Annotated in this window: 7 protein-coding genes; 6 read left to right on the plus strand and 1 reads right to left on the minus strand. The window is 69.1% G+C overall.

Translation table 11 applies throughout. The features are described 5' to 3' along the window. Nucleotides 1-13 precede the first annotated feature (13 nt). The 6 genes from ETP66_RS03920 to ETP66_RS03945 all read left to right on the plus strand — a co-directional run bounded on the left by ETP66_RS03920 (nucleotide 14) and on the right by ETP66_RS03945 (nucleotide 5,237). Nucleotides 14-1,210, plus strand: a complete 1,197-nt coding sequence (locus tag ETP66_RS03920) for an ABC transporter substrate-binding protein (RefSeq protein ID WP_130840803.1) — start codon at nucleotides 14-16, stop codon at nucleotides 1,208-1,210. 32 nt (nucleotides 1,211-1,242) lie between these two features. After that, entirely contained in the window at nucleotides 1,243-2,010 is a 768-nt protein-coding gene (locus ETP66_RS03925) for a sugar phosphate isomerase/epimerase family protein (RefSeq protein ID WP_130840805.1), read from the plus strand. A gap of 86 nt (nucleotides 2,011-2,096) precedes the next feature. Further along, nucleotides 2,097-2,825 (plus strand): c-type cytochrome, encoded by a 729-nt coding sequence (locus ETP66_RS03930; protein ID WP_130840806.1) that lies wholly within the window; start codon nucleotides 2,097-2,099, stop codon nucleotides 2,823-2,825. A gap of 9 nt (nucleotides 2,826-2,834) precedes the next feature. After that, complete coding sequence (locus tag ETP66_RS03935) at nucleotides 2,835-3,317, plus strand: cytochrome C (protein ID WP_130840808.1); 483 nt, start codon at nucleotides 2,835-2,837, stop codon at nucleotides 3,315-3,317. An 11-nt stretch (nucleotides 3,318-3,328) separates the two neighbouring features. Continuing rightward, entirely contained in the window at nucleotides 3,329-3,958 is a 630-nt protein-coding gene (locus ETP66_RS03940; protein WP_130840810.1) for a QcrA and Rieske domain-containing protein, read from the plus strand. A gap of 10 nt (nucleotides 3,959-3,968) precedes the next feature. Continuing rightward, the gene (locus ETP66_RS03945; protein ID WP_130840812.1) at nucleotides 3,969-5,237 is read left to right on the plus strand and encodes a cytochrome b; all 1,269 of its coding nucleotides are present in this window, start codon (nucleotides 3,969-3,971) and stop codon (nucleotides 5,235-5,237) included. A gap of 132 nt (nucleotides 5,238-5,369) precedes the next feature. Here the strand turns inward: ETP66_RS03945 and ETP66_RS03950 are convergent, their stop codons facing one another. Beyond that, nucleotides 5,370-6,983, minus strand: coding sequence for a 30S ribosomal protein S1 (locus ETP66_RS03950; protein ID WP_130840813.1), 1,614 nt, complete (start codon nucleotides 6,981-6,983; stop codon nucleotides 5,370-5,372). Between the last annotated feature and the right edge of the window lie 186 nt (nucleotides 6,984-7,169).

The raw sequence follows: 7,169 nt of genomic DNA on the forward strand, positions 1-7,169 counted from the left end.
GTACAATCCCCTCATGGCCAAGCTGCTAGGCCTTCTCCTCCTCCTGGCCCCCGCCCTGGCCCAGGCGGAGGTGACCTTCTGGCACTCCATGGATGGCCCCGCGGGCAGGCTCCTCTCCGCCTTTGCCCAGGAGTTCAACGCCCGCCAGGGGCTCTACCGGGTGGTGCCCCAGTACGTGGGGAGCTACCGGGACGCGGAGACCCGGCTGGTGGCCGCCCTGCGGGTGGGGGGGCAGCCGGTCCTCTTCCAGGCGGAGATCGCCTTCTTCCCCCGGTTGGTGGCGGAGGGGCGCGCCCTGGCCCTGGACCCCTACCTGAGCCTGGACCGGGCCTTCCTGGAGGACCTCTTCGAGCCCGCCTGGAACTACGGGGTGGTGGACGGGCGGCGCTTTGGCCTGCCCCTGAACACCTCCACCCCGGTCCTCTTCTACAACCTGGACGCCCTGCGGGCCCGGGGCCTCCGCCCGCCCCGGAACTGGCGGGAGTTCGAGGAGGCGGCCCGGGCCTTGGCCTCCAGGCAAGCCCGGGGGTTCATCTTCGTCACCGACCCCCAGGCCTGGCTCTTCGAGGCCATGGTGACCTCCCGTGGGGGCAGCCTGATCCGCGATGGGAGGCCCAACTTCCTCTCCCGGGAGGTGCAGGAGGCCCTGGAGATGCTCCTGCGGCTGGAGCGGGCCGGGGCCCTTTCCGTGCGCAGCATGGCCGAGGCCACCTTCGCCCAGCTGGACTTCGTGCGCACCCGGGGGATGATGGTCATGGCCTCCATCGCCAACTGGCCTGCCGCCGAGAACTTCGCCTTTGCCTTCGCCCTGGGGGTGGCCCCCGTGCCCCGGGAGGAGGGGGGGCGGGTGCCCTTGGGCGGGGCCCAGCTGGTGGTCCTCCAGGGGGCCTCTGAGGCCCAGGTGCGGGGGGCCTTGGAGTTCTGGCGCTACCTGATGGAGCCCGGAAACGTGGCCCGCTGGGTGGAGGCCAGCTACTACGTGCCCGTGCGCCGCTCGGCCCTGCCCCTTCTGGAGGGCTTCTACCGGGAGAACCCCTTCCGCCGGGTGGCCTTTGAGCAGATCGCCGTGGCCCAGGAGCGGCCCCGCCATCCCCAGTTTTTCGCCTGGGCGGGGGTGCTGGCCGAGGCCCTGGAGCGGAGCCTGAAGGGCGGGCTGCCGCCGGGAAGAGCCCTGGAGGAGGCCCAGAAAAAGGCGGAGGCCATCCGCTAGGGCCCACCTGGGTGGGGCCCTAATATGGGAGCATGCGGCTCGCCTTCAGTCCCTTCAACGCGGCCATGGGCTACGAGGAGGCCTTCCGCCTGGCGGCGGAGCTGGGGTTGGACCTGGAGGTGGCCTACGACCTGCACGAGGCCCTGCCCCTCCCCGACCCCAAGGCCCTCCGGGCCACGGGGGAGGCCTTGGGGGTGGGCTTTACCCTGCACCTGCCCTTCGTGGAGATGAACCCGGCGAGCCTCATCCCCAGCGTCCGGGCCCTCTCCGAGGAGCGCCTTAAGCGGGCCCTGGAGTTCGGGGAAGCCCTAGGGGCCAAGGTGGGCGTCCTCCACACCGGCCAGGTACCCCTGCGCCACCCGGTGGCCCTGGAGCTGGCCCGGGAGGCCCTGGAGAGGACCCTGGCCGCTCTCCTCCCCTTGCCCTTTCCCGTTGCCCTGGAGAACCTGGCCCTTGCCGAGGGGGACCTCTTGCGGGGCCCCGAGGAACTCGGGGCCCTCCTCACCCGCTTTCCCCAGTACGGCTTCTGCCTGGACGTGGGCCACGCCCTGGTGGAGCTGGGTTCTCGGGGGCCTCGCCTCTACCAAGAGGCTTTGGGGCCACGCCTCCTCCACCTGCACCTTCACGACAACCACGGGCAGAAGGATGACCACCTGCCCGTGGGGGCCGGGGCGGTTCCCTGGGAAAAGCTGATCGATGGGCTGCGGGGCTTCCCCGGAACCGCTGCCCTGGAAGTGACCGGAGGTCCGGAAGGGGTGCGGCGGAGCCTTTCCCGCTTGCAAAGCCTCCTGGCACCCTAGCCCCTTGGGGGACATCTGTCCTTGCCGGGGTACGCTTATAGTGGTGAAGTGGGGGTTTGCGCCCCTCTTCACAAAAGGGAGGCAGAATGGTGGTAGACCGGATCGAGGTATACCTGGATGGGGCCAGCGAACCCTTGGCGGTGCTCCGGGAGCCCCCTTACCGGCTCAAGCTGGACACCAAGGGCATTCCTGACGGGGAGCACGTCCTGCGGGTGATCGCCCATTTCCGCGGCGGAGGCCGGGAGATACGCGAGATCCCCTTCACGGTCAACAACTACCCGGACGTCTTGGTCTTAGGGGTGGACGAGGGGGGGGAGGTCTCGGGCACCCTCGAGCTGCGCCTGGCGGTGGGCGAGCCCGAACTCCCCGTGGAGCCCGTGCGCTTCAACCCCATCTGGTACGTGGTGGCCTCGGTGGTCCTCCTGGGCGGCATCTGGGCCTACTTCGCCCTCTCCCCAGCCACGGAGGCCATCGTGGCCCAGGTAGCCCCGCCCGCCCAGGAGGGGGCGGCCCACGGGGAGACGGCGGCCCCGGTAGCCGCCGAGGTGGATCCCGAGGTGATGGCCCTAGGGGAGGGCATCTACGCCCAGCTCTGCGCCGCCTGCCACGGGGCGGCCGGCCAGGGCATCCCTCCGGTCATGCCTGCCCTGGCAGGGAACCCTAACCTCCGGGACGCGGGGATGGTCATCGATGTTACCCGAAACGGCCGCGGGGCCATGCCCCCTGTGGGAGCAGGGCTTTCTGAGGAGGAGCTGAAGGCCGTAGCCACCTTTATCCGCAACAGCTGGGGCAACGCCTTCGGCCCCGTGGAGTGAGGAGGGGCCGTGTACCGCAACGACCCGGTCCTTCCCACCTTTGCCCTGATCCTGGCTGCGGGCCTCTTCTACATGGCTTATCTGAATGGGGTTCACATCGCTCGCCTGCAGGGCCATACCCCTGAAGAGCTCTCCGTGGGCCAGATCGGGCTCATGGCTTTTGGGGCGGCTCTCCTCCTCTACGGCCTCATCGGCCTGATCTCTTATTGGTTGGAAGGGATAGAGCTCCGCCCGGGGCGCCATTTTCCCATCCCGGCCACCGCTCCGGTGGCTGCGGGGGTGGTCTTGGTCCTCCTCCTCACGGCCCTTTCCGGTTTCTTCGTGCGCCTTTTGGTCTATTCGGCCGAGACCGGCCACAACCCCACCTGGCTTCAGGGCCTCATCTTCGGGGCCATCAGTCTGGTGGTGGGGGGGCTCTTCGGCCTCTACCGCCGCTTCTTCGGGCGGGAAGAGGTCGTCACCGAGGGGGAGAAGAGCGAGTTTCCCTGGTAGGGAGGTGGGGCATGGACGAGCGCGAGATCCGCTTGCGCACATCCCGGAGGCGGCTTTTCCTCAAGACCGCTATCGGCACCGGCATCGGCCTTTCCCTGGTTTCCGCTTTCTACGTGGGGGCCAGCCTCCGCCCCCGGGTGGAGGCCACCCCCGAGCGGGAGCCCTTGAAACCCGGGGACATCCTGGTCTACGCCCAGGCGGGGGGGGAGCCTCGGCCCATCCCCCTGGAGGAGCTGAAGCCCGGGGACCCCTTCGTCCTGGCCTACCCCATGGACCCCAGGACCCGGGTGGTGAAGAGCGGCGAGGCCAAGAACACCGTCCTGGTGGTACGCTATCCCCCGGAGGAGCTCTCCCCGGAGGTGGCCCAGCACGGGGTGGAGGGGGTCATCGCCTACTCCGCGGTCTGCACCCACCTGGGCTGCATCATCAGCCAGTGGGTGGCGGACCGCCGGGCGGGCCTCTGCCCTTGCCACGGCGGGCTTTACGACCTGGCCCAGGGTGCCCGCGTCCTGGCCGGCCCTGTGCCCCGGCCCGTGCCCCAGCTCCCCCTCCGGGAGGAAGGCGGCCTCCTGGTGGCCGCCGGGGAGTTCTTGGGGGAGGTGGGTGTCCGGGCCCAGAGGGCCTGCTGCCGCCAGGTTTAGGAGGGAGCCCATGTACAAGTGGTTGGACGAGCGCCTAGACCTCTCCGGCTTCTACCAAAAGGTTCTGCGCAAGGCCTTTCCCGTTCACCACTCCTTCTTCCTGGGGGAGATCACCCTTTTCGCCTTCATCGTCCTGGTCCTCACCGGGGTCTTTCTCACCCTGAACTACGAGCCCTCCACCCGCCCCGTGACCCTGGCCGATGGCCGCACCGTGCCCGCGGCCTACGCCAGCATCCTCTACATCGACAGCCTTCCCTTCGGAGCGGTGATCCGCAGCCTGCACCACTGGTCGGCCCACGTAATGATCGCCGCAGCTTTCCTGCACCTCCTGCGCATCCTGCTCACGGGGGCATACAAGAAGCCCCGGGAGCTCAACTACCTGGTGGGCCTGGCCCTTTTGGGCCTGGCGGTGGTCACCGCCTTCACCGGCTACGCCCTGCCCTACGACAACTATGCCGTCACCGCCACCCGCATCGGCTACGGCATCGCCGCCTCCATACCCTGGGTGGGCGGGGCCCTGGCGGAGGTGATGTTCGGCGGGGAGTTTCCCGGTTCGGACCGGGCCATCCCCCGGCTCTACAGCCTCCACGTGCTCTGGCTGCCCCTACTCCTCGCCCTTCTCATCGGGCTTCACCTGGCCATCATGGTCAAGCAGAAGCACACCCAGCCCCGCTACGCCGAGCGGGTGGCCCCGGGGAAGATCCTGGGGGTGCCCATGTACCCCCAGCAGCTGGTGATGATGGGCATCCTCTTCGCCCTCTACGTGGGGATCATGGCCGTCCTTGCCGGGGCCTTCCTGGCCCATCCTGTAGAGGCCTTCGGGCCCCCCACCCCCGAAACCCCTGCGGTAAAGCCCGACTGGTACTTCCTCTGGCTCTTCGGCCTCCTGCAGATCATCCCCGCCACCTGGCAGTTCCAGCTCTTCGGGGCCGTCATCGGGCCGGAGTTCATCGGCGGGGTGCTGATCCCGGGGATCCTGGCGGTGGTGGCCATCCTCCTGCCCTTCGTGGACACCCGCAAGGACAAGATGCGCTACCTGGAGCTGCCCTCGGAGCACCCGGTGCGCACCAGCGCCATCCTGGCCCTCTTGGTCTTCTTCCTCATGGCCACCCTGGCGGGGTACAAGATCGACTTCCAGCAGCAGGGCTCCATCCTGGGGAACAACGCCGTCCTCTGGACCCTGGTCCTGGGCGGGCCTCTCCTCACCTTCTTCCTGTCCTACGCCCTGATGCGGGTGTTCTACGGCAAGGCCGAGGAGAAGGAGCCCGGGGCCGCCTGATCCCTGGCCAAAGGCCGGGGAAAGGGCGAGGGACGCGAAAGCCGTCCCCCCCTGGGCCCTTCCCGCGGGGGGGCGGCCCTCGCAAGGGCAAACCCCCGGGGAGCCCCCGGGGGTGCCGGGCCTACCGGGGGCCTAGCCGGGCTTCTCCTCCTCCAGGCCCAGGCTGGCCAGGAGGTCCCCGTAGAGGTCCCCCAGCTTCACGCTGGCGCTGGCGGCGGGGACGGCGGAGGCGTCGTAGAGGTTGTACTCGGCCACGGCCCCGTACTCGTACTCCCGGCGTTCCTCGCGGCGCGGGGTGGGCCTCTTCTTGGCCCGGGCCTCCTTGCCCTTGGCCCGGCGGGGGCGCTCCTCCTCCCTGGGGGGCGGAGGGGGCAAAAGGCGCTTGCGGGAGAGGGAGATGCGCTGCTCCACGGGGTCGATGTGGAGGACCACCACCTCCACCTCGGCCCCCTTTTTGAAGAGGGCGGCGGGGTTTTCCACCCGGGTGTGGTCCAGCTCGGAGACGTGGACCAGCCCCTCCATGCCCGGCTCCAGCTCCACGAAGATCCCGAAGTCGGTGATCCCGGTGATCCGGCCCTGGACCACGGTCCCCGGGGGGTACTTCTCGGTGAGAAGCTGCCAGGGGTCGGGCTGGGTCTGCTTGAGGCCCAGGGAGAGGCGGCGCTCGGCGGGGTCCAGCCTGAGGACCACCGCCTCCACCTCGTCTCCCTCCTTCACCACCTCGGAGGGGTGCTTGGGGCGCTTGGTCCAGGAGAGCTCGGAGATGTGGATGAGCCCCTCGAGGCCCGGCTCCACCTCCACGAAGGCCCCGAAGGGGGTGAGGCCCACCACCTTGCCCCGGATCCGGCTGCCCACGGGATACTTCTCCGCCACGGTGGTCCAGGGGTCGGGGATGAGGGCCTTGATGGAGAGGTTCACCCGCTCCTTGGCCGGGTCCACCGAGACCACCTGGGCCCGCACCCGCTGCCCCTTGTGCAGGACCTCCCGGGGGTGGCCGAAGCGGCCCCAGGTGATCTCGGAGCGGTGGACGAGGCCGTCCACCGGGCCCAGGTTGACGAAGGCGCCGAAGTCGGTGACCTCCACCACCACGCCCTCCACCACCTGGCCGGGGCTTAGGCTTTGGAAGAAGGCCTCCTTGGCCCGCTTCTGCTCCTCCTCCAAGACCGCCCGGCGGGAGAGGAGAACCCGCCCCTTCTTGCGGTGGAACTCGATGATCTTGGCCAGGATCTCCTGGCCCACGTAGGCCTCGAGGTTGGGGGTGCGCCGGAGGTCCAGCTGGGAGGCAGGGATGAAGGCCTGCACGCCGTCCAGGTCAGCGACCACGCCCCCTTTGACCCTTTCCTTCACGGTGACGGTCACGGGTTCGCCCTTTTCGTAGAGCTCCTGGAGGCGGTCCCAGTGCTCCGTGGCCTCTACCTTTTTGCGGGAGAGGAGGATCTGCCCGGTCTCGGGGTCCACCCGGAGCACCTGGACCCGCACCGGGTCCCCCGGCTTGAGGAGCCCCTTGAGCTCCTCCTCGGTAAGGGGCTTTTCCGTGAGCTGGTTGAAGGGGATGATGCCCTCCGTCTTGGCGCCGACGTCCACCGCCACGCCCTCAGAACCCACCAGAACCACCTTGCCCATCAGGATCTGGCCGGGACGCACCCGCCGCTCCAGGCGGGCCTCGGCCTCCTGCAAGGCCTCCTCCATGCTGAACGTTTCCGGGGTCGGGCTAGCTCCGCTGACCTGGGTCGCCTTTTCTTCCATGCCGCCTCTTTCCTCCTTACGCGCCTCCCCTAGGGAAGGCGGGCGCATCTCGCGCGCGTCCACACGAAAAGGCGGGGGAGGACCCTCACTCCCCGCTTCCGTGGGCACTGGCCCCGAAGGGCATACCCCTCCTTTATACCACGGGGCCCTCCCTTTGCCAAGAGGCTGTAATTGGCCACCACATTT

It is taken from the genome of Thermus thermamylovorans, assembly GCF_004307015.1.
Taxonomy (GTDB): Bacteria; Deinococcota; Deinococci; order Deinococcales; family Thermaceae; genus Thermus; species Thermus thermamylovorans.